Origin of the sequence: Streptomyces sp. 3330 (assembly GCF_031456635.1) — a bacterium.
Classification (GTDB): domain Bacteria; phylum Actinomycetota; class Actinomycetes; order Streptomycetales; family Streptomycetaceae; genus Streptomyces.
The window spans coordinates 707,375-726,695 of sequence record NZ_JAVDVA010000001.1 but is presented as its reverse complement, the minus strand read 5'-3'; the positions used below and the strand labels follow the sequence as shown (position 1 = coordinate 726,695).

Annotated in this window: 16 protein-coding genes and 1 tRNA gene; 11 read left to right on the top strand and 6 right to left on the bottom strand. The window is 72.2% G+C overall.

What is annotated here, in order from left to right; translation table 11 throughout:
• Positions 1-278: 278 nt before the first annotated feature.
• Entirely contained in the window at positions 279-659 is a 381-nt protein-coding gene (locus J2X68_RS03155; protein ID WP_020132946.1) for an S-adenosylmethionine decarboxylase family protein, read from the top strand.
• A 63-nt stretch (positions 660-722) separates the two neighbouring features.
• Here the strand turns inward: J2X68_RS03155 and J2X68_RS03150 are convergent, their stop codons facing one another.
• A complete protein-coding gene (locus tag J2X68_RS03150) occupies positions 723-1,439 on the bottom strand; it encodes an alpha/beta hydrolase (RefSeq protein WP_310430834.1) in 717 nt (238 codons plus the stop codon).
• Positions 1,440-1,516: 77 nt separating this feature from the next.
• Between J2X68_RS03150 and J2X68_RS03145 the strand changes: the two genes are divergently transcribed.
• Positions 1,517-2,350, top strand: coding sequence for a 4'-phosphopantetheinyl transferase superfamily protein (locus J2X68_RS03145; RefSeq protein WP_310430833.1), 834 nt, complete (start codon positions 1,517-1,519; stop codon positions 2,348-2,350).
• Positions 2,351-3,254: 904 nt separating this feature from the next.
• Here J2X68_RS03145 and J2X68_RS03140 read toward each other — a convergent pair.
• Positions 3,255-3,327: transfer RNA gene (locus J2X68_RS03140), tRNA-Arg, on the bottom strand.
• Between the two features lie 321 nt (positions 3,328-3,648).
• On the opposite strand from J2X68_RS03140, the gene J2X68_RS03135 reads away from it, so the two are divergent.
• The 5 genes from J2X68_RS03135 (at position 3,649) to J2X68_RS03115 (ending at position 10,445) form a co-directional block, all read left to right on the top strand.
• Positions 3,649-5,256, top strand: a complete 1,608-nt coding sequence (locus J2X68_RS03135) for a dynamin family protein (protein WP_310430832.1) — start codon at positions 3,649-3,651, stop codon at positions 5,254-5,256.
• 3 nt (positions 5,257-5,259) lie between these two features.
• The gene (locus J2X68_RS03130; protein ID WP_310430831.1) at positions 5,260-7,482 is read left to right on the top strand and encodes a YfjP family GTPase; all 2,223 of its coding nucleotides are present in this window, start codon (positions 5,260-5,262) and stop codon (positions 7,480-7,482) included.
• A gap of 271 nt (positions 7,483-7,753) precedes the next feature.
• Positions 7,754-8,242 carry a single-stranded DNA-binding protein gene (locus J2X68_RS03125; protein ID WP_310430830.1) on the top strand — a complete coding sequence of 163 codons (489 nt, stop codon included), beginning with the start codon at positions 7,754-7,756 and terminating at the stop codon, positions 8,240-8,242.
• A 408-nt stretch (positions 8,243-8,650) separates the two neighbouring features.
• Positions 8,651-10,069, top strand: coding sequence for a Cys-Gln thioester bond-forming surface protein (locus J2X68_RS03120; RefSeq protein WP_310430829.1), 1,419 nt, complete (start codon positions 8,651-8,653; stop codon positions 10,067-10,069).
• Between the two features lie 175 nt (positions 10,070-10,244).
• A complete protein-coding gene (locus J2X68_RS03115) occupies positions 10,245-10,445 on the top strand; it encodes a dehydrogenase (RefSeq protein ID WP_310430828.1) in 201 nt (66 codons plus the stop codon).
• A gap of 90 nt (positions 10,446-10,535) precedes the next feature.
• Here the strand turns inward: J2X68_RS03115 and J2X68_RS03110 are convergent, their stop codons facing one another.
• A complete protein-coding gene (locus J2X68_RS03110) occupies positions 10,536-11,081 on the bottom strand; it encodes an HAD domain-containing protein (RefSeq protein WP_310430827.1) in 546 nt (181 codons plus the stop codon).
• A 256-nt stretch (positions 11,082-11,337) separates the two neighbouring features.
• On the opposite strand from J2X68_RS03110, the gene ettA reads away from it, so the two are divergent.
• From ettA to J2X68_RS03095, 3 genes are read left to right on the top strand one after another with little or no spacing between them, the layout of a single operon-like run.
• Positions 11,338-13,002: an energy-dependent translational throttle protein EttA gene (gene ettA / locus J2X68_RS03105; RefSeq protein WP_310430826.1), complete on the top strand. Its 1,665-nt coding sequence runs from the start codon at positions 11,338-11,340 to the stop codon at positions 13,000-13,002.
• A 6-nt stretch (positions 13,003-13,008) separates the two neighbouring features.
• A complete protein-coding gene (locus J2X68_RS03100; protein WP_310430825.1) occupies positions 13,009-13,419 on the top strand; it encodes a thioesterase family protein in 411 nt (136 codons plus the stop codon).
• On the top strand, positions 13,416-14,096 hold the full coding sequence (locus J2X68_RS03095) for a hypothetical protein (RefSeq protein ID WP_310430824.1): 681 nt from the start codon (positions 13,416-13,418) through the stop codon (positions 14,094-14,096). The genes J2X68_RS03100 and J2X68_RS03095 overlap by 4 nt, the downstream gene beginning before the upstream one ends.
• A 550-nt stretch (positions 14,097-14,646) precedes the next feature.
• Here the strand turns inward: J2X68_RS03095 and J2X68_RS03090 are convergent.
• A complete protein-coding gene (locus tag J2X68_RS03090) occupies positions 14,647-15,060 on the bottom strand; it encodes a globin (RefSeq protein WP_057600162.1) in 414 nt (137 codons plus the stop codon).
• Positions 15,061-15,161: 101 nt separating this feature from the next.
• Here J2X68_RS03090 and J2X68_RS03085 point away from each other — a divergent pair, with 101 nt between their 5' ends.
• Positions 15,162-16,172: a methyltransferase domain-containing protein gene (locus J2X68_RS03085; protein ID WP_310430823.1), complete on the top strand. Its 1,011-nt coding sequence runs from the start codon at positions 15,162-15,164 to the stop codon at positions 16,170-16,172.
• On the opposite strand, the gene J2X68_RS03080 is transcribed toward J2X68_RS03085, so the two are convergent.
• Positions 16,169-17,845 carry an FHA domain-containing protein gene (locus J2X68_RS03080; RefSeq protein ID WP_310430822.1) on the bottom strand — a complete coding sequence of 559 codons (1,677 nt, stop codon included), beginning with the start codon at positions 17,843-17,845 and terminating at the stop codon, positions 16,169-16,171. The two genes, J2X68_RS03085 and J2X68_RS03080, sit on opposite strands and share 4 nt — an antisense overlap.
• A 49-nt stretch (positions 17,846-17,894) precedes the next feature.
• Positions 17,895-19,277, bottom strand: coding sequence for a VWA domain-containing protein (locus J2X68_RS03075; protein WP_310430821.1), 1,383 nt, complete (start codon positions 19,275-19,277; stop codon positions 17,895-17,897).
• Positions 19,278-19,321: the final 44 nt, after the last annotated feature.

Below are 19,321 nucleotides of genomic sequence, written 5' to 3'. Positions count from 1 at the left end.
TTTCTCCCGCCCCCCTGCCCGCTGTTCCCTCCGGCATTCACGGGAAGGTTAGAAAACGGTTCACGGAAGGGGGGTGCCGGGTTTTCGGGTGAATCGCCCGGGGTCCCGCCGCTCCCCTTGACGCGGTGCACGCGCGAGCCCCGGAGCGCCCCGGATGCTACGCTGGGCACCATCGAGTGCCGCTTACCGGCCTCGCAACCTTCCCCTTTGGCCGCGCGGACCAGCGCAGATCTATGTGAAAGGAGACGGGGGCAGCGGTTCGTCACCCCCGGTTCCCCATGACCAACTCCGCCAACCTCGCCACCGAGGGTATAAACGTCGACGATCTGTGCTCTTATGCCGTCGATGTATGGGTGAGCGACCACAGCATCCTGACCGACGAGGAGCGCCTCCTCCAGGTGCTGCGCACGGCCGCCGAAAAGGGAAACGCCACGGTTCTCGGTGAGGCGTCGCACGTTTTCCCGAACGGTGCCGTCACCGCGATTCTCCTGCTTTCCGCGTCGCACCTCAGTATTCACACCTGGCCCGAATTCAGCCTGGCCAACGTCGACCTGCTCGCTTATGGCCGACTGAACGGCGAGCGGATGATGCAGAGCGTCGAGGTCGGCCTTTCGCCGACGCGGATCAACGTGACGCGCATGCTGCGCGCGGTCCACTGACCCGGTTCGACCGCTTCCAGCAGTTCGTGCCGGACTGCTTTCCGGACCTGCCCGCGGCAGGTCTCACAACCACCCCGACAGGGACTCGACGAAAGCGTCGAACCGGTCCCGGTGGATCGCGTGCGGTGCGTCGGGCACCGTACGCACCTCGAAACCGCGCCGCACCAGTTCCGCCCGCATCTCCGCGCTGACGAGCATGCTCGGGTCCGAGGCCTGGACGAGAGAAGGCACCAGCGCCTTCTCCGGCGTGTGGTCGAGGTGCCGGTGGGAGGACAGCGCGAGCGCCGTCTTCTCGTCCCACCGGTCGAGGGCCTCCCGCTCGGCCGCGGCGCGCCTCTCGATCCGCTCGTCCGGGTCCCCTTCCCGCGGTGGGCGGGAGAGGGCGGCGAGAGCCCGGGACGAGCGCTTGAAGAGCGTGAAGAGGGCCGGGTCGAGGGATCCGTGGGCGCCGGAGAGCTGCCAGGCCGGTTCCGAGTAGACGGCGCGGGCGGGTTGCAGCTCCGCCACCGCGAGAGCCAGGGCCAGCGCGCCCAGCGAGTGGCCCAGCGCCACTTCCGGGGCGTGCGGCAGCGTGTCGAGCAGATCCTCGGCGAAGTACCGGGGCTCGTACTCCCCGCGCGCGCTGACCCCGTGCCCGCGCAGGTCCACGGCGAGGACGCGATAGTCCCGCCCGGTCAGGACCGGGACCAGCTCGTGCCACGTGCGGTGGTCGGACATGATGCCGTGGACGAGGACGGCGACGCGCTCGCCCGTTCCCCACTCCTGTGTGTGCAGTCGCATGCGGCTGCCCCTCGTGTGGTGTGGTGTGAGCAGGAGTGTAGTGGCGTGAGCTGATCATGGAACCAGGACGAGGCGCTGTGACAGGACCCCGGGCGCAGGTGTGGTGGGCCCGTCTGGACGACGCCCGGACGGGTCTGCGGACCCTCCTCGACCCCGTGGAACGCGTCCGGTACGAGGCGACCGTCGACCCCGCGGGCAGGGGGCGGTTCCTGGTCGGCTGCGCCCTGAGCCGCCTGGTCCTCGGCGAACTGCTCGGCCTGCCCCCGGCGGACGTCCCCCTGCGCCGCGTGTGCCCCCGCTGCGGCGGGCCGCACGGCAAGGTCCACCTCGCACTGCCGCCGGACGGCCCGTCGGGCGCCCCGGCGGCCTACGACTTCTCCGTCACCCACAGCGGCGCGCTCGTCGGCGTGGCCGTCTGCCGGGGCGGGCAGGTGGGCCTCGACGTCGAGGAGTCCCACGCCGACCTGGACGTCGACTCCGCCGCCCGTGTCGCCCTGTCGGACCCCGAACTCACCGCCCTCCAGGCCCGCCCGCCGGCCGAACGGCAGCCCGCCTTCCTCCGCACCTGGACGCGCAAGGAAGCGGTACTCAAAGCGCTCGGCGTGGGTCTCGCGGTGCCGCTGCGCGAGTTGGAGGTGTCCGGACCGGAACACCCTCCGACCGTGCTCACCTGGCCCGCCCGACTCCCCGCCCGACCCCGCGTGAACATGGCGGACCTGGCCGTCGACGGCACACACCCCGCAGCGGTGGCGGTGACGATCCCCGGGGCGGGGGAGGCGGCGGGGGCTGAGGCGACGGCGGGGGCGAGAGCGGGGACGGTGGCGGGAGCGGGGACGGTGGCGGGAGAGTCCGGCGGGCTGCGGGTCGCCGTGCACGACGGCTCGGAGAGACTGGCGGCGTACGACCGCTGACCGCGGGACCGCTGACCATGGGGCCGCTGACCACGGCCGCTGACCGCGGGGCCGCTGCCCGTGCGGCCGCTGCCCGTGCGCCGCCGGACCCCTCCCGATCCGGCGGCTTTCTACCGCGACCTCTGCGCCATGCACGCCATCCGCGCCTGCCACCTGCGTCCCTCTGCGTTCTCGGCATGGCCGAGGAACAGGCCAGAAGGCCAGAAGGCCAGAAGGCCAGAAAGCCAGAAGGCCAGAAAGCCAGAAAGCCAGAAGGCCGGACGTCCCGGGCGGAGCCATTGGAGCGGAACCTCAACGGAAGAGCCCTCCCACGGGGGCGGCGGAGACTCGCGCCTCCGACACGCATGCGGCAGAAGGGCGGACGACGCGTGTCGGCTGAAGCCACCCGCCTGGGGTATCCGCCTGAACATGCTTGCTCTGATCGCCTACCGCTCGTACCACGGCGCAACGACCGTGTGGGCCTTCGTCGTTGCCATCCTCATCGTGCTGGTGGCCGGTTGGTACATCCGACGCCGAAGGTAGTCGCGGATGTACGACAACCGGCACACGCGCCTCACGACCCGGCTCGACGACGGATCCCACACGCCCAGGTGGCCGAAGGTCCCGGGAACAGCGTGCCGGTGCTGCAGGCCGCCTACGGACGGTGTGTCGAAGGACAGCCGCCTGACTTGAATGAGCGCTTGGCGGCCGTGGGGGATCTTCCCGAGCCGACCGACGCGGGCTGAGGCCTCTCGCCGAAAACTTCGACACGTATGCGACACGACCACCCGCGAAACCCCGGTGACAGCCGGACAGCCCCGGCACTTCCCCATGATCATCGGGGGAGTGTCCGGGGCTTCGCCGTGTTGCATGAAACGTGCTCTGAACAGCAAAAATGCCCTCCCGAAGGGAGGGCGGAGACTTGCGCCCCCGGCAGGACTCGAACCTGCGGCCAAGCGCTTAGAAGGCGCCTGCTCTATCCACTGAGCTACGGGGGCCGGGTGTGGTGGCCTCGTACGTGCTGCCCGGGTGTGGGCTGATCCGTGACGTTGCCGGGGACAAGGATAGGGCTCCCGGTTCCTTGTCCCGGTTGCTTCGCCTCCGTGGCTCAATGTGGAGGTTCAGTGAAGCGGTCCTGATAATCGCAGGCAGGTGCGAATCGTGCATCGCTTTTCGCGTCCCGGGCCACGGGTGTTGTGCACTCGTTATGCCTGCGCTGTGCCTCTGTCCCAGTCGTACCTTCCGTCCCTTGTGTCCTATCGGCGCGCAGACATGCCTATATGCTTCATAAATCCCCTAAAATTGGGCATTCTTCGCATGTGGTGACCTTGGACGTACGGCCTCAGCTGCTCGACGCACTTTCCGCCCTGCGCGACCGTGTCGCCGCCGCACGCTTCCCGCTTCCCCTGGCGGGGGCGCCACGCGCGCGTGCCAATCGCGACGAACTGCTCGCCCAGCTCGACGATTATCTGGTGCCCCGGCTCAAGCAGCCCGACGCGCCGATGCTGGTCGTCGTGGGCGGCTCCACCGGCGCCGGGAAGTCGACCCTCGTCAACTCCCTGGTGGGCCGGCGCGTCAGCGAGGCGGGCGTGTTGCGGCCGACGACACGGACCCCGGTGCTCGTGTGCCATCCGGAGGACCATCACTGGTTCAGCGGCATGCGGGTGTTGCCGCGGCTCACGCGCGTGTGGGCGCCCCACCGGGAGCCCACGGACGACCTGTTGCTGCCCGGCGAGGACGGCAGACACGTGCTGCGGATCGAGACCGCCGACACCCTCCCGCCGGGCCTCGCCCTGCTGGACGCGCCCGACATCGACTCCCTCGTGGCCGACAACCGCGTGCTCGCCGCCGAACTGATCTGCGCCGCCGACGTCTGGGTGATGGTCACGACCGCCGCCCGCTACGCCGACGCCGTGCCCTGGCATCTGCTCCGCACGGCCAAGGAGTACAACGCCATGCTCGTGACGGTCCTGGACCGCGTACCCCACCAGGTCGTCTCCGAGGTGTCCCGGCAGTACGGCGCGCTGCTCACCAAGGCCGGGCTGGGCGACGTACCGCGCTTCACGGTGCCCGAACTGCCCGAGTCCGCCTGGGGCGGTGGGCTGCTCCCCGCCACCGCCGTGGCCCCGTTGCGGAACTGGCTCGTCCACCACGTCCAGGACCCCGGCTCCCGCAGGTACGCGCTGGCCCGCACCGCCCAGGGTGTCCTCGACTCCCTCAAGTCCCGGATGCCCGAACTGGCGGGCGCCGCCGCCTCGCAGTACGCCGCCGCCCTGCGCCTCACCTCGGCCGTCGACGCGGCGTACGACAGCGAGTACACGCGTGTGCGGGGCCGTCTGCAGAGCGGCGCCGTGCTCGCCGGCGACGCGCTCAAGCGCTGGCGGGCCTTCCCGCTGGACTGCACCGCCGGTGAACTGCTCGACGCGCTGGTGGAAAGCCTGGGCGCGCTCCTGCTGTGCGCCGTCACCGCCGCCGACGAGCGTGTCGACGACGCCTGGCGGCGCGAACCGGCCTCGGACGCGCCCGAACTGACGGACCAGGAGGCCGCGCCGGAGAGCACCGAGCACCGGATCGGGCTGGCCGTACGACGCTGGCGGCGCGAGCTGGAGGAGTACGCCGAGGACGAGGTGCGCGGCCTCGAACGCGGTGTCGCGCCCGATCCCGAGTCGGTCGCCGCCCTCGTCGCCACCGCCCTGCTGGGCGGCCGCAGGGCGCGCTCGGCCGGCGAGGGGCTCGCCGAGCGGATCGGCGCCCACGGGGCGCTGCGGCTGCGCGACCGCGCCGGACGGCTGCTCACCGAACACCTCGACCGTGTGCTGCACACCGAACGCGAGCGGCGTCTCGCGCCCCTCGACGGGCTCGAAGTCCACCCCGAACCCCAGGCCGAACTCATCGCCGCGCTGTCCGTACTTCAGAAGGAGAGGTGACCGGTGACCGCCGTCACTGACCAGGACCACACGGACAACGACCAGACCGACAACGATCACAGCAACGGCAGCAACAACAACAGCAGCAACAGCAGCAACGACAGTAACGGCAGCAGCAACAGCAGTAGCGGCAAGAGCGGTGACAGCAGCGGGGGCGGCGGTGCTCCGGAGCGGACGGAGCACGGCAGCACGCGGGCGGGGGAGAACCCGGAAGCCGGGGAGCAGGCACAGAGCCGGGCGCAGGCACGGAGCCGGGCCCAGGCACAGAGCCAGTCGCAGGCCCGGGACCGCGGGGACGCGGAGGACGGCGGTACGGCTGAGAAGTCCGCGACGGTCCCGACGAAGGAGGCGGCCGGTGGGCAGAAGGCGGCCGTCCACACGCGTGTGCCCGACGCCGACGGGATCACCGGTCCCCGCACGGAACACGGCACGGACCCGGGTTCGACCTCAGGGACGGGACCGGGGGCCGAAGCAGGCGGGGACGCGGGCGCGGACCCGGGCGCGGACTCCGCCGGGGCCTGGGACGACGGGCTCATCGCGCGGCGCGTGAGTGAGGCCTCCGCCGCCGAGCAGGCGGCCCTCATGGAGACCCGGATCGGCGGGGGCGGTGGGAACGCCCTGCCCTCGACCCCGCTCACCTACGACGGGCCCCTGAGGTCCCGGCTCGAGGCGCTGCGTGAACTCGTGGGGCTCTCCCGCACCCGGCTCGACAGCCGGACGCTCGCCGAGGCGGGCCGGGTGCTCGACGAGGCGGCGGCCCGGCGCAGGCTCTCCGGCCAGCACACGGTCGTCGCCATCGCGGGCGCCACCGGAAGTGGCAAGTCGCAGCTGTTCAACGCCCTCGCCGGAGTGAACATCTCCGAGACGGGCGTACGCCGCCCGACCACCTCCGCGCCCATCGCGTGCAGTTGGAGCGACGGCGCGTCGACCCTCATCGACCGGCTGGGCATCCCGGGCCGGCTGCGCAGGCGGCCGGTGCAGAGCCAGGACGCGGAGGCGCAGTTGCGCGGGCTCGTCCTGATCGACCTGCCCGACCACGACTCGGCGGCCGTGCAGCACCGCGAGCAGGTCGACCGCGTTCTCGCGCTCGTCGACGCCGTCATCTGGGTCGTCGACCCCGAGAAGTACGCCGACGCCATCCTCCACGAGCGCTACCTGCGGCCCATGGCGGGCCACGCGGAGATCATGTTCATCGTCCTCAACCAGGTCGACCGGCTGCCCGGCGAGGCCGCCGAGCTGGTCCTGGACGACCTGCGACGCCTGCTGGACGAGGACGGCGTCGCCCTCGGCGAGTACGGCGAACCGGGCGCCACCGTGCTCGCCCTGTCCGCGCTCACCGGCGACGGCATCGGGGAACTGCGCGAAGTGCTGGGCCAGTTCGTCACGGAGCGCGGCGCCGCCGCCCGGCGGATCGCCGCCGATGTGGACGCCGCCGCGTGGCGGCTGCGGCCCGTCTACGCGACGGGGCGGCGCACCGGGCTCAGCGAGGAGGCGCGGGACGAATTCGCGGACCGCCTGGCGGACGCCGTGGGCGCCACCGCCGCGGGCGAGGCCGCCGAACGCGCCTGGCTGCGCAACGCGGGCCGGGCCTGCGGGACGCCGTGGCTGCGGCTGTGGCGGTGGCAGCAGGACCGGCGCGACCCTCCCACCGGACGGCTGCCGGTCCGTGCCCAGGCCGACGAGGAGGCCACCGCACGGCAACGCGTCGAGCAGGCGGTGCGCACGGTCTCCGAGCGGGCCTCGGCGGGCCTGCCCCTGCCGTGGGCGCAGGCCGTGCGGGAGGCGGCCGTCCGCGGCGCCCAGGGGCTGCCCGAGGCGCTGGACGAGCTGGCGGCGCGGGCCGGGCTGCCGCCGGGGCGGCCGCCGCGGCCGGGCTGGTGGCCGGTGGCCGTGCTGGCGCAGGCGTGCATGACCCTGCTCCAGGTGGTCGGCGGGCTGTGGCTGCTCGGTCAGATCGTCGGGGTGATGGCGCCGAACCTGGGCGTTCCGGTGCTGCTGATGGTCACGGGCATCATCGGCGGTCCGCTCGTCGAGTGGAGCTGCCGACTGGCGGCACGGGGACCGGCCAGGCGGTACGGGCAGGACGCCGAACGCCGCTTGCGGGAGGCGGCGGCCGGGTGCGGCCGGGCCCGCGTGCTGGATCCCGTCGCCGCGGAACTGCTGCGGTATCGGGAGGTCAGGGAGCAGTACGGGCGGGTGACGGGGGTGGGGGCGCCCGCGAGGTAGGCGCGGTGGTGGGTGATCGACGAGAGGAAGGGCGTGGATCACTCGTCCGGGTGGTGGAGTTTTCCACAGGCGGTGGGTCGTCCACAGCGCTCGGCGGGCCCGGTCCGACGGAGGCAGTCTGGCTTCACGGTGATCGCGACGGATGCGGTCGCCGGGAGGACGGTGACGGGACGCGGTGAAGGCCCGCGGCCGTCACGGCGGACGCAGCCGTGCGGGACGGGCCCGTACGTGTATCCGGGCGGGGCGACCGTCCGGTGAGGAGGGGTTCACGATGAACGAGACGATGGTCTGCGCGGTCGGCAACGTGGCGACGCAGCCGGTCTACCGGGACCTGGCGGGGGGCGCGTCGGCGAGGTTCCGGCTGGCGGTGACCTCGCGCTACTGGGACCGCGAGAAGGGTGCCTGGACCGACGGGCACACCAACTTCTTCACCGTGTGGGCCAACCGGCAACTGGCCGCCAACGCCGCGGCCTCGCTGAACCTCGGCGATCCGGTGATCGTGCACGGCAGGCTGAGGGTGCGTACGGAGTCGCGCGAGGGACAGCAGAGCCGGACGTCGGCGGATCTCGACGCCGTGGCGATCGGGCACGACATCTCGCGGGGCACCTCCGCCTTCCGGCGGTCGGGCCGGCCCGAGCCGATCGCCGTCGGCGCGCAGGCCCGGCCCGAGCCAGACTGGGAGACACCGGCCACCGATGCCACCGAGCCGGAACCCGACACCCCGCAGAACCGGCACCGCGAGCCGGTGGCGGTGACGTGATCCGGTGACGACGACGGTGACGTGACCGGTGGACGGTGACGCGAGCGGTGGACGGTGACCTGATCTGAAGGCCGGGGCAGGGCGGCGGGGTGCGCGCGGCGGGGAGCGGGGTGCGGTGGCGTGCGACCAGGTGGTGACGGACCGTCAACATCCCGCCGCGACGGCGTCCACCGGGCCGTGGCTCGCGGGCGCCCGCAGCGCAGGCAATCAAGGGGATTTGTCGACAAGCCGGACTTCGGGACGATCTTGGGGATAACGATTACGAGTCGGATCGGCCATCCGATGAGATGACCGGGAAGCCTGGTGCGCGACCTCTCTAGGATGCCGGACGTGGCTCAAGGGGCTTCTGATTCTGCTGGTGGGACCCGTACCCCCCACATCAACGGGTCCTGCTCGAAGGGGAATTGCGTGATTTGTTCGTTCTCCGCGCCGGTCGTGCGCGGTCGGGGGGCGGTCCGCCTCGCCGCGGCGGCGTTGGCGTCCGGCCTCTTCGCCGTCGGCGTGATCGCCGGTGCGGGCACGGCCGCGGCCGCCGAGGTGACGCACAGTCAGGGCGGAGCCACCGCGACGATAGGCGGCCTCAAGACCTTCGGCACCGCGGTGATCCACGCCGACGGCGGCGACCAAGAAGTCTCGGCCGGGCTGTTCGAGATGTCCGTCGAGGGCGGCGGCACCCTGCAGACCTACTGCGTCGACCTCTACAACCCCACGCAGAGAGACGCCAAGTACCAGGAGACACCCTGGAGCGGCACCTCGCTGGGCGCCAACAAGGACGCGGGCCGGATCAGTTGGATCCTTCAGCACTCCTACCCGCAGGTGAACGACCTGGCCTCGCTCGCGGACAAGGCCGGCATCGACGGCGGTCTCACCGAGCAGGACGCGGCCACCGGTACCCAGGTGGCCATCTGGCGCTACTCGGACGGCGCGGACGTCGACGCCGTCGACCCGCAGGCCGAGCGGCTCGCTGACTACCTCCAGAAGGCCGCCCGCACCGTGGCGGAGCCCGAGGCCTCGCTCACCCTCGAGGCGCCCGCCGTCTCCGGTCACCCCGGCGAACTCCTCGGTCCGGTGACCGTGCGGACCAACGCGAGCGGCGTGACGGTGACGCCTCCGCTGGACGCCGCCACCAGTGGCGTACGCATCGTCGGCAAGGACGGCAAGGTGGTCACGTCCGTGACGGACGGCAGCGAGCTGTTCTTCGACGTGCCCGCCGACGCGGCCGACGGCTCGGCCGAGCTGACCGTCCAGGGCTCGACCACCGTCCCGGTGGGCCGTGCCTTCACCTCCGAGAGCCGCAGCCAGACCCAGATCCTGGCCGGCTCCAGCGAGTCGACGGTGTCGGCGACGGCGAGCGCGACCTGGGCGAAGCTGGGCGCCGTTCCGGCACTGTCCGCGGCCAAGAACTGCGCGAAGACCGGAGTGGACATCACGGCCGCCAACCAGGGCGACCAGGACTTCACCTTCGAGCTGATGGGCACCGAGTACAGCATCCCGGCCGGTGCGTCCCGGACGGTGACGATCCCGCTCCAGGAGGACCAGGCCTACGCCTTCACGATCAACGGCCCGCAAGGCGTCGAGAGCCGCTTCACCGGCGTCCTGGACTGCCGGACCCAGGCCGACGAGGCCGCCGGCCTGACCACCCAGACCCTCAGTGAACCGAGCCCGGCCACCGTGGGCGGCACCTCCGGCGCCGACGACACCAACCTCGCCGCGACGGGCGGCACCAGCGCCACGCCCCTCATCGCCGGAACCGCCATCGGCCTGGTGGTCATCGGCGGCGCTGCCCTCCTGCTCGTGGGCCGCAAGGAGAACGCATCCCGTCACTGACCCGAGAGCAGCGGCGGTACACCGAGGTGCCGGCAGGCGGGGATCGCCTGCCGGGAACCTCCCGCCGACGTGGAGGGCCGCTGGGTTCCCCGGTGGCGTGCCGGACCGTAGGCCGTGGTCGCCGTGGTCGCCGTGGTCGCCGTGGTCGCCGTGGCCCGGTGTCAGGGAGTGCCGTATGACCGGCGATCCCCCGGCCTGCCCCGAGTGCGGGCAGATCATGCGGTCCGGCGGTCTGGTGCTCTCGAAGCGGGAGGAAGACGACCGGCGGGTCTGCCGTGCGCTGTGGAGGTGCGCCGGTCGGCACGTCTGGTGGAAGTGGGCCGACCTGCCGGACGCACCGCTGGAGGCCTGCCCCGTGCCGACGCTGTTCCGCTGAGATCGACGGGTGCGAACGGCAGCAGCCGACGGCGGAGGACGGCTCCGGACGACTCCCGCCTCCGCGTCCACCGGCTCGCGAACAGGCTGCTCATCTCGGCATCTCGTCGTCTCGGCGTGACGGCGTGACGGTGCCGAGCCATTCGGTGATCGCGGAGAAGTCCGCGTCGGTGAGACCCCGGGCCGGGTCCACGCGCTGGAGCAGGGACGGCCCGGGATGCTGGGCGGCCACCCAGAGCCGGTCCATGGAACTGATCTCGTCGTCGACCCAGATGAAGGGCCGGCGGCCGGCGTACCCGACGAGGTGGCGGGTCTTCCAGTGCAGACCGCGCGGACCCGGCTCGGTGTCCCCGGTGGCGTCCTGCCGATCCGCCACCGGCAGGTTCGGGAGCCCGATCCGTGGGGCGACCACCTCGTTCGCCTTCTCCATCCAGGTCGTGGCCCATACGAGGTCGCAGCCCAGGGCCAGGAGGCGCGCCCCGATCCCGGGGTCGAGCCGCTCCAGCAGCGGGTTTCCCTCACCGGCGGGCGCCGGGGCGTGGGCGGCGGCCTGCGGGTGGTCGGGCAGCGTCCCGAACGGGATGAGTGGACCGTCGACGTCGAGGAAGAGGAGCGGGCGCTGCGCTGCGTTTGCCACAGCCGCACGGTAGCTCGCCGGCGACAGGTAAGTGGAGCGGCGTCCCGGGCCGCGTCGTCCCGGCGCTGTCCGGGGGTCCCCACGCGGTTGCTCGGCGGCGACCGACAGCGATCGGGCGACCACGGTCGTCCTGGCGAAAGCCCAGCTCACAGGTCCCCGGCCGAATGGGTTAACACCCAGGGCTGGACCTCAGGCAAGATGGGGTGTATCTGCCCACCTGCCCACTGCCAGATCTCAAGCTGCCGGACGGTTTCTCTTGGCTGAGTACATCTACACCATGCGCAAGACGCGCAAGGCACACGGCGACAAAGTCATCCTCGACGACGTCACCCTGAGCTTCCTGCCCGGCGCGAAGATCGGTGTGGTCGGGCCGAACGGTGCCGGTAAGTCCACCGTTCTCAAGATCATGGCGGGGCTCGAGCAGCCCTCCAACGGTGACGCGTTCCTGTCGCCCGGATACAGCGTCGGGATGCTGCTCCAGGAGCCGCCGCTCGACGAGTCCAAGACCGTTCTGGAGAACGTGCAGGACGGCGCGGCCGAGATCATGGGCAAGCTCAAGCGCTTCAACGAGGTCGCCGAGCTGATGGCGACCGATTACTCCGACGCGCTGCTGGACGAGATGGGCAAGCTCCAGGAGGACCTGGACCACGCCAACGCATGGGACCTGGACACCCAGCTCGAGCAGGCCATGGACGCCCTGGGCTGCCCGCCCGGCGACTGGCCCGTCACCAACCTCTCCGGTGGTGAGCGCCGCCGCGTCGCGCTGTGCAAGCTGCTGCTCGAGGCCCCCGACCTGCTGCTGCTCGACGAGCCCACCAACCACCTGGACGCCGAGTCCGTCCAGTGGCTGGAGCAGCACCTCGCGAAGTACCCCGGCACCGTCGTCGCCGTCACCCACGACCGGTACTTCCTGGACAACGTCGCCGAGTGGATCCTGGAGCTCGACCGCGGTCGCGCCCACCCCTACGAGGGCAACTACTCCACCTACCTCGACACCAAGGCGAGCCGCCTCAAGGTCGAGGGCCAGAAGGACGCCAAGCGTGCGAAGCGTCTGAAGGAAGAGCTCGAGTGGGTGCGGTCCAACGCCAAGGGGCGTCAGGCCAAGTCCAAGGCGCGTCTCGCCCGGTACGAGGAGATGGCGGCCGAGGCCGACAAGATGCGGAAGCTGGACTTCGAGGAGATCCAGATCCCGCCGGGCCCGCGCCTGGGCTCCATCGTCGTCGAGGTCAACAACCTCTCCAAGGCCTTCGGCGAGAAGGTGCTCATCGACGACCTCAGCTTCACGCTGCCGCGCAACGGCATCGTCGGCATCATCGGCCCGAACGGCGCCGGCAAGACCACCCTCTTCAAGATGATCCAGGGTCTCGAGGAGCCGGACTCCGGGTCCATCAAGGTCGGCGAGACCGTCAAGATCTCGTACGTCGACCAGAGCCGCGAGAACATCGACCCGAAGAAGTCGCTGTGGGCCGTGGTCTCCGACGAGCTCGACTACATCAACGTCGGGCAGGTGGAGATGCCGTCCCGCGCGTACGTCTCCGCGTTCGGCTTCAAGGGCCCCGACCAGCAGAAGCCGGCCGGTGTGCTCTCCGGTGGTGAGCGCAACCGCCTCAACCTCGCGCTCACCCTCAAGCAGGGCGGCAACCTGCTCCTCCTCGACGAGCCGACCAACGACCTCGACGTCGAGACGCTGTCCTCCCTGGAGAACGCGCTGCTGGAGTTCCCGGGTGCGGCCGTGGTCGTCTCCCACGACCGGTGGTTCCTCGACCGGGTCGCCACGCACATCCTCGCCTACGAGGGCGAGTCCAAGTGGTTCTGGTTCGAGGGCAACTTCGAGTCGTACGAGAAGAACAAGATCGAGCGTCTGGGCGCGGACGCCGCGCGTCCGCACCGTGCCACCTACAAGAAGCTGACCCGGGGCTGATCGATCTTGCGGCACATCTACCGCTGCCCACTGCGCTGGGCGGACATGGACGCGTACGGCCACGTCAACAACGTGGTCTTCCTCCGCTATCTGGAGGAAGCCCGTATCGACTTCCTGTTCCGCCCGGAGAAGGACTTCAAGCAGGGGTCCGTGGTGGCGCGCCACGAGATCGACTACAAGCGGCAGCTCGTCCACCGGCACTCCCCGGTCGACATCGAACTGTGGATCACTCAGATCAGGGCCGCTTCCTTCACCATCGCCTACGAGGTGAAGGACGGTGACCAGGTCTATGTCACCGCCTCCACGGTGATCGTGCCGTTCGACTTCGAGGCGCAGCGGCCGCGCCGGCTCACCGCCGAGGAGCGTGAGTTCCTCGCCGAGTACCGGGACGACGACGAGGAGGCCGTCGCCGCATGACGGTGCTCCACCTCGCCGACGAGGGGGAGGCGGCGGACGTCGCGGCCTTCCTCTCCCGGCTGCTCCACTACGACCGTGGAGCGGCCGTGCGGCTCCAGGCGGCCGGCACCGCGCTGGCCGTCTTCGGCCGGCCGCCCTCCTTCGAGGTGCTCGCGATCCGCGCGGTGCGGCTGGCCAAGCCGTACGAGAACGGCCTCGACGTCACGCTGGACGTGACCGTGTCGGCGGGGGAGTTGCTGGAGTCCGTCGACGAGAGCGCCGCGACGGCCGGCGTGCCCGCGGCCGTGACCGGCCCGCCGTGGGCCGGTGTGCTGCCGCCGCGCGGTGGCTGGCGGCCGGAGGCGGGGCTGCCCGCCGCGGACGCGCTGCGCGCGATGGTCGGCGCGGCCGTCGCCGAATTCCGTTCCCGCACCGAGGAGTTGTCGGCCGAGCTGCGGACGCGGGCCGAACTCGACCGGATCGGCCGGGAGATCTGGTCCCGTACGGTCGGGGACACCGGACTTCCCGTGCGCGCCGTGCACGCGGCGCAGTCGCTCGGATTCCTGCGGCCCTCGACGGGTTCGGAGGAGCTGAAACTGGTCTCCTTCGGCGCGTGGCTGCGGCTGCGCACCCCGTACGGGTCGATCGCCGTACGGCGGGCCGGGCGGCTGGGGATGCTCGACGTCAGCGTGCGCTGACGCTCGTCCGTCCGCCCCGACGCCGGGTCGCGTCCCGCCCGCGTCGGGCGGTTCCCGGCGCACCCGCGCTCCGGACCCCCGCCGGATACCGGCACGTTCCCGCTCCGCACCCGCCTGGCCCCCGGTGTGCTCCGCGTGTGCCTCCGTCAGGCCGCCGACGGTCCGCGTCCTCCCGCCCGCCGTGCCCCTGAGGTGGAGGCCCTCACGGCCCCGCCGTGCCCCTCGGGGTCGGGCCCCGTTGTGCCCCTGACGGTCCATGTCCTCGGACCCCGCCATGCCCCTGAGGGCCGGGGCCCTCACGCCCCGCCGTGCCCGCGGCTGTCCATGTCCTCAGCCCCGCCGTGCCCTCGGACGCCCCAGCTCGTACCGGATGCCTCCAGCTCGTACCCGGGATGCCTCCGGCTCGTACCCGGACGCAACGGCTCGCCTTCGTCGGGGCTCCTGCCGGCCGCCGTCCGGCCTCGGCCGGTGGGCATCGGTTCCCCGCTTCCCGGGGCCCGTCCCTGAGAGCCGCCTGCCGCCGCCTGCCGTCGTCCGCCCTCCGCCGTGACTACTCCGGGGTGTTCACCATCGACGCCGCCGCGTACGTCAGGTAGTTCCACAGGGTGTGCTCGTGTTCCTCGGACAGGCCGAGCTCGTCGACCGCGACCCGCATGTGCTTCAGCCAGGCGTCGTGCGCCGCCCGGTCCACGACGAACGGGGCGTGCCGCATGCGCAGACGCGGGTGGCCGCGGTGCTCGCTGTAGGTCGTGGGGCCGCCCCAGTACTGCATGAGGAACAGCGCGAAACGCTCCTCGGCCGGACCCAGGTCCTCCTCCGGGTACATGGGCCGCAGGATCGGGTCCTCGGCGACTCCCTCGTAGAAACGGTGGACCAGCCGGCGGAAGGTCTCCTCCCCACCGACCTGCTCGTAGAAGGTCTGCTCCTGAAGCGTGCCGCGCCGAATCTCTTTCACGCCTCCCATGGTCTCAGACCGGGAGACGGAGGACTCGAGGCTTAGGACCGCCCCCGTTCGGCCCCTCCCAGCGGCTCGCTTCCCGGGGCCGCGCACCGCACAGTGGAGTCATGAGCGCGGACGCACTCGACAAAGAGCTGACAGGCTTGGCCGCATCGGCGCGGGCCGCGCTGCTGCGCGAGATCGAGGCGAGCGGGGCCTTCGGCGCGGATCCGCGCTGGGCGGCGGCCTTCGCTGCGGTCCCGCGCCACCTCTTCGTGCCGTACTACTACGTCGGCGGGCCCGGCGGCTACGAACGGCGCTGGGGCGGGAGCCCCGACCCGCGGACCCGGGAGCGCTGGGTGCGGGGCGCGTACGAGGACGTCCCGCTGGCCACCAGGCTGCGCGACGGCGTGCTGATCTCCTCCAGCAGCCAGCCCTCGCTGATGGCGCTGATGCTGGCCGAGCTGCGGGTCGAGGACGGCGACCGGGTGCTGGAGATCGGCGCGGGCACCGGGTACAACGCGGCGCTGCTGTCGTACCGGCTGGGCGACGGGAACGTCACCACCGTCGACCTGGATCCGGAGATCACCGAGTCCGCCCGCAGGCATCTCGAGGAGGCCGGGTACCGGCCGACGGTCGTCACCGGCGACGGGGCGCGCGGGGTGCCGGAACGCGCCCCCTTCGACCGGATCGTCGCGACCTGCACGCTGGCGTCGATCCCGCGCGCCTGGCTCGCCCAGTGCGCTCCCGGAGCCCTGATCCTGGCGCCGCTGGCCACCGGGCTGATCGCGCTGACCGTGCGGGACGCCGGACACGCCGAGGGACGTTTCCTGGAGACCCCGGCCTACTTCGTGCCGCTGCGCGGGTCGGACCGGCCCGAGCCGGAACAGGCGGCACTCGCCGGGGTGCCGCACCGGGCCAGGGAGAGCGACCTGTTCCGCTTTCTGCTGGCGCTGACCCGGGGCACCCTCGACCCGCAGGAGGCCGCCGCCCTGTGGGAGCGCGAGGGCATGCCGGGGCGGGAGCGGTACGGCATCACGGTCGGCGCCGAGCACGCGTGGGCGTGGCTCGACGAACCGGAGGGGCCTTACGCGTGGCCCCTGCCGGGTTCGTCGGGCCAGGGTCTCGTCGAGGTCTAGCCGCGGCGGATCGTGAGCGTCGTCCAGGCGCCGACGTGCACCTGGTCGCCGTCCTGGAGCGGCACCGGGACGAACGGCTGGATCGGTTCTTCCGAGCCGTTGACCGTGGTGCCGTTCGTCGAGTTCTGGTCGACGACCGCCCAGCTGCCGTCGGGCTGCTGCACCAGCACCGCGTGCTGGTGCGAGACGCCCGGGTCCTCCGGCGGCACCGACAGGTCCAGGTCGGGGGTCTCGCCGGTGGAGTGGCGCCGACGGCCGATGGTGAACTGGTTGCCGGTGAGCGTGCGCTGCTGCTCGGGCGAGTACGCGGGCAGGTTGAGCCCCGCGGCCTCCGGGCCCGAGCGGTGCATCATCGCCATGAAGTACGCGCGGTCCGGGCCGATGGTCACCGACCAGGTGGCGGGCTGCTGCTGGTAGCCGGGGTTGGGCGGGGGCGGGGCCTGGGTGGCGCCGGGCTGCGGGTAGCCGTAGCCACCGCCCTGAGCCTGGCCCGGGCCGCCGGGACCGCCGGGGCCACCGGGTGCGCCCTGGCCGGGGCCGCCGGTGTTCGACGGCGGGGAGATCACCCAGTCGTCGTCGGCGCCGCCGAAGGGCCCGCCGCCGGGCTGACCCTGGGGACGGCCCGTCTCCTGCGGGTAGCCGGGCGGAGCCGTCGGACCGGGCTGCTGGAAGGCCTGCGGAGCCCCGGGGCCGCCCTGGTTCCTGGGGTCGCCCTGGTTCCTGGGGTCGTTCTGGTTGCCGCCGAAGCCGCCCTGGCCCGGTATGCCGGGACCAGCCGTGGGCGTGGGCCCGGGCGGCGGCGGAACCGGTCGCGAGGGGTCGGCGCCGAAGGCGGACGGGCCGCCGGGGCCGGGCTGACCCGGGGGACGGCCGCCGGGACCGGACGGCTCGCGCCCGAAGGGGGCACCGCCGGGACCGCCCGGACCGCCGGGTTCGCGGCCGAAGGGGTCGGAGGCCTGTCCGGTCTGCTCACGTCGGTAGGGGTCCGCGGGCGGACCCGCCGGGTCGCGCCGGAAGGGATCGCCGGGGGGACGGCCGCCGGGGCCGGACGGCTCGCGCCCGAAGGGGTCGCCGCCCTGGCCGGAGGGATCCCGTCCGAAGGCGCCCGGAGGCGGACCACCGGCAGGACCGCCCGGACCGCCCTGTCCGCCGGGCCTGCCCTGACCGCCGGGACCCGACGGTTCGCCGCCGAACGGCGGGATCGGCTCGGCGGGGCGGTTCACCTGGGACGGACGGGAGCTCTGGTAGTCGAACGCGTCGCTGCCCCCGTAGGAGGGGGGCGGCGGCTGGAAACGCCCGCCGGGGCCACCAGGACCGCCGGGACCCCCCGGGCCGCCCGGACCCGCGCCGGGGCCCGGCGCCGGGGGGCGCGGGGCGGCCGGGGTGTACGAGGTGGCCGTGTTGGTCAGGAAGTTCCACCGGCACTCCTCGCAGAACGGCGCGCCGCCCTCACGGGGCGTGCGGCACTGCGGGCAGAGCTCGGGCTCGTGGTCCGGCACGGCGGACGGGTGCCGTCCGCCGGGACCGGCGCCCTGGCCGGGCGGGGGCGGCGGGAAGCCGTAGCCGCCGCCGGGCGGCGGGGGAGGGGGAGGTACGGCACCGGCCATGCGGTGACCGCAGACCTCGCACCAGTCGTCGGAACCCGACTGGTGTCCGTTCGGGCAGGTCGGCATGTCGGCGCGTCCCCCTCTCTCCTTCGGTGTCCCAAAAAGCGCGTTCAGGTCACTTCTTTACACGAACAGTCTTTGTGGACCGGGTCTCGAGCGTCATCTCGTCGGCGTCCGTGACCTTCGCCTTCAGTCGCACAGTACCTGTCGTGGCATCGACCACGTCCACCACCTTCGCAAGCAGTTTCGCAGTATCACCGTTCCCCGAGGCGCTCGCGAGCTGAACGGCCCGGCCCAGTTTGGCCGTTGCTCCATCCATATCGCCCGCTTTGCGAAGGTCCAGCCCTTGTTGGATGACCTGGGCCAGTTCGGCCTGGCCGGTGTAGTGCGCGACCTGAGGGTTGATCGAGGTGGAGGCGGACATGTCGTCGGTCCACACGGCCCGGACGAGACCCTGCGCGCCGAGGTTCTGGACCGTTCCTCCCCCGCTCACGGCTCCGCTCGCGCCGGGGGCGCCCCCGGGCTGCGGGATCACCAGGGAGACCCGGGCGGCGAGCATCTCCTGGCCGATGTTCGCGGCCGGGACCTCGACGCACACGTGGTAGTCGCGGGACTCGTCGCCCCAGGACCCGGTGGGGTAGTCGCCCGCGCGGGGGCCCGCCTCGGTGCGGCGTCCGGTCAGTTCCTCGACCGTCGGCGCGACCTGCTTGACGAACTTGATGGCGGTGCCGACCGGGGTCCACAGCCGCAGCGAGACGTCCGCGACCTCCTTGCCCATCGCCGTCTCCATCATCTGCGTGAAGTCGGCGGCGAGACCGGCCGGATCGGCGACGATGTCGGCGGTGCCGAGCAGGGCGGAGGCGATCCCTGTGACTTCTTTCACTTCCCAGTCGGTGCCCACGCCGCGGGCGTCACAGGTGAAACGTCCGGCGCAGTCGTCGAGGGCGGCTCTGAGCTCCTGGGGCGACTCGTGCTCGTTGCGGCCGTCGGTGAGCAGGATGCCGTGCCGGATGGCGACGTCGGCCGTCGACAGCAGCCGGTCGGCCAGCCGCAGCCAGGTGCCGATCGCCGTGCCGCCGCCCGCGCTCAGCCGGCGCAGCGCCTGCTTGGCCTGCTCGCGGGTGGTCGCGTCGGCGACCGCGAGCCGGCCCCCGCCCGGGTAGACCTCCTTGGCGACGTGGGTGCCGCCGATCACCGAGAAGTGCACGCCGTCGCACAGGGTGTCGATGGCCGCGGCGGTGGCGTCGCGGGCGTTGCGCATCTTGGTCGGCGGGTAGTCCATCGAGCCGGAACAGTCCACCATGATCGCCACGGCGGCGGACGGGCCCTGGCTCGGCGAGTACAGGTGCGGCGCGGCCGCGGCGCTGCCCACCGTGCCGCCGCCGGTCGCGGTCACCGTGACGATCGCGTTGACCTCGCGGCCGCCCTCCGGCAGGTACTCGTTCTGATAGACGTCCACCGAGAACTGCGGCACGTTCGACTTCGAGAAATTGGCCATGCCTACTCAAATCCCCCTCGGAAACCCCACGTTCGCGGGGCGAT

What these genes read in the sequence shown, in the direction of transcription:
- J2X68_RS03155 (WP_020132946.1), top strand. Translation starts at nt 279, where the DNA reads ATGACCAACTCCGCCAACCTCGCCACCGAGGGTATAAACGTCGACGAT.
- J2X68_RS03150 (WP_310430834.1), bottom strand. Translation starts at nt 1,439, where the DNA reads ATGCGACTGCACACACAGGAGTGGGGAACGGGCGAGCGCGTCGCCGTC.
- J2X68_RS03125 (WP_310430830.1), top strand. Translation starts at nt 7,754, where the DNA reads ATGAACGAGACGATGGTCTGCGCGGTCGGCAACGTGGCGACGCAGCCG.
- J2X68_RS03115 (WP_310430828.1), top strand. Translation starts at nt 10,245, where the DNA reads ATGACCGGCGATCCCCCGGCCTGCCCCGAGTGCGGGCAGATCATGCGG.
- J2X68_RS03095 (WP_310430824.1), top strand. Translation starts at nt 13,416, where the DNA reads ATGACGGTGCTCCACCTCGCCGACGAGGGGGAGGCGGCGGACGTCGCG.
- J2X68_RS03090 (WP_057600162.1), bottom strand. Translation starts at nt 15,060, where the DNA reads ATGGGAGGCGTGAAAGAGATTCGGCGCGGCACGCTTCAGGAGCAGACC.
- J2X68_RS03085 (WP_310430823.1), top strand. Translation starts at nt 15,162, where the DNA reads ATGAGCGCGGACGCACTCGACAAAGAGCTGACAGGCTTGGCCGCATCG.
- J2X68_RS03080 (WP_310430822.1), bottom strand. Translation starts at nt 17,845, where the DNA reads ATGCCGACCTGCCCGAACGGACACCAGTCGGGTTCCGACGACTGGTGC.
- J2X68_RS03075 (WP_310430821.1), bottom strand. Translation starts at nt 19,277, where the DNA reads ATGGCCAATTTCTCGAAGTCGAACGTGCCGCAGTTCTCGGTGGACGTC.